The sequence below is a fragment of the Cellulomonas massiliensis JC225 genome (assembly GCF_000312005.1).
GTDB lineage: Bacteria > Actinomycetota > Actinomycetes > Actinomycetales > Cellulomonadaceae > Cellulomonas > Cellulomonas massiliensis.
The window spans coordinates 1,568,872-1,570,592 of sequence record NZ_HE978588.1 but is presented as its reverse complement, the minus strand read 5'-3'; the positions used below and the strand labels follow the sequence as shown (position 1 = coordinate 1,570,592).

At 80.5% G+C, this 1,721-nt stretch carries 1 protein-coding gene and 1 pseudogene; both read right to left on the bottom strand.

The window, feature by feature from the left end:
• A pseudogene (locus tag HGCM_RS19765) lies at positions 1-1,249 on the bottom strand (hypothetical protein); the annotation flags it as partial.
• Entirely contained in the window at positions 1,242-1,688 is a 447-nt protein-coding gene (locus HGCM_RS17440) for a hypothetical protein (RefSeq protein ID WP_147572743.1), read from the bottom strand. The pseudogene HGCM_RS19765 and the gene HGCM_RS17440, both read right to left, overlap by 8 nt.
• Positions 1,689-1,721 lie beyond the last annotated feature (33 nt).

The window sequence follows — 1,721 nt, the reverse complement described above, 5'->3', positions numbered from 1 at the left end:
CGCCCGAGGCGCCGGGCTGCTGGTCCGTGCCTCCCGTGCCCGCGCCGCCCGCGCCGCCGCTTCCGCTCCCGGTCGCGTCGACCGCGGACTGCAGCGCGGCGACGGCGTCGTCGAGCGCGCCCGCCGCGTCGAGGAGCGCCTGCTGCGCCTCGCCGGTCGACGTCTGGGCGTCGAGCGCCCCGCCGATCGCGTCCTGGCAGCCGCTCAGGGCCCCCGCGAGCGCGGAGCCCGACGTCACCGTGAGCGGCGTCGAACCCAGGGCCGCCCCCGCGGCCACCGCCTCGATCGCGTCGGAGCCGGCGGCGCCGGACGGCACGGCCACCGCGGCGCGCAGGGCGCCGTCGTCGCCGACGGTCACCGTCGCGAGGACGGCCCCCGTGGACGCGAGCCGCAGCTCGACGTCGCCGGCCGGGAGCCCTGCGCCCGTCACGACGAGCGCAGCCCCGGCGGCGACGGTGCCGGGCGACAGCGTCAGCAGCGCGCCCGTCGCGTCGCCGGGTGCCGCGACCGCGAGGAACGCCTGGCAGGCGGCCGTGGCCGCGCCGACCTCGTCGTCGCTCGCTGCCAGCGCGTCCGTCGCGGCGTCGTAGCGGTCCGCGAGCTCCTGCTGCGCCGCCTCGACGGCGCGGCGCGCGTCGGCGACCGCGTCCGAGCCCGCCGTGCCGCTGGGGTCCGCGGTCGGCGCGACCGACGGCGTCCGCGCGCCGACGAGGGCGACCGATCCGGACGAGGCCCCGGACGAGGCGGACGCGAGGGCGAAGCCCGTGGCCGACGTGGTGGAGGCCGACGTGGTGGAGGCCGACGTGGTGGAGGCCGACGTGGCCGAGGCCGACGTGGTCGACGCGCCGGCCGTCTGCGACGCCAGGTCGTCGGACAGCTGCTGCTGCGCGTCCGCGAGCGTCGTCGCCGCCTCGTCGACGGCCGCCTGCAGCTGCTCCGGGTCGAGCGTCGCGAGCACGTCGCCCGCGTCCACGACGTCGCCCACCGCCACCTCGACGGACGCGACGGTGCCGGCGACCGAGAACGCCGCGTCCCGCCGCTCGGCCGACGCCACGGTGCCCACCACGTCGACGCTCTGCGCGACCGAGCCGAGCGCGGCGACCGCGGTGCGGTACCGCTCGCCCCCTCCGCGGCCGGCCGCGAGGGCGACCCCGCCCCCGGCCGCCGAGAGGACGAGGGCGCCGGCGACGGTGAGGACGACGACCCGGCGGCGGCGCGCGCGGCGCAGGCGCGCCCGGGCCTCACGCATCCGTGCCGCCCTGGTCGTCGGCCTCGGTGACGCCGTCCTGCCCGCCCTGCTGGCCCGACCCGCCGCGCCCGCCGGGGAACCCGCCCCGCAGGCCGGTCGAGCAGCCGTCGTCGCCAGGCTCCGACAGGCTGACGCTCGTCGCCGCGACGGCGCCGCTGTCGTCGGCCTCGCCCCGGACGCTCGCGCACAGGCCCGTCTCCACCGCGCTCGCCGACGCCGTCGCGGTCGTCGTCCAGGCGGTGGCGGACGAGACGGTCACCGACGCCGACCCCTCGTCGTCGCCCTGCGTCGTCGCGACCGTGAGCGTGGTGCCGTCGACGGCGGTGACCCGGCCGGCGACGACGGACCCGAACCCGCCACCGGGCCCGCCGGACGGGCGCTGGCCCGGGTCGCGCCGTCGGGCGCCCGCTCGGCACGGTCGCTCGGCAGTCGTCGGCACGCGCCGGCGACTCCCGGTCGCGCGCCCGTCGCA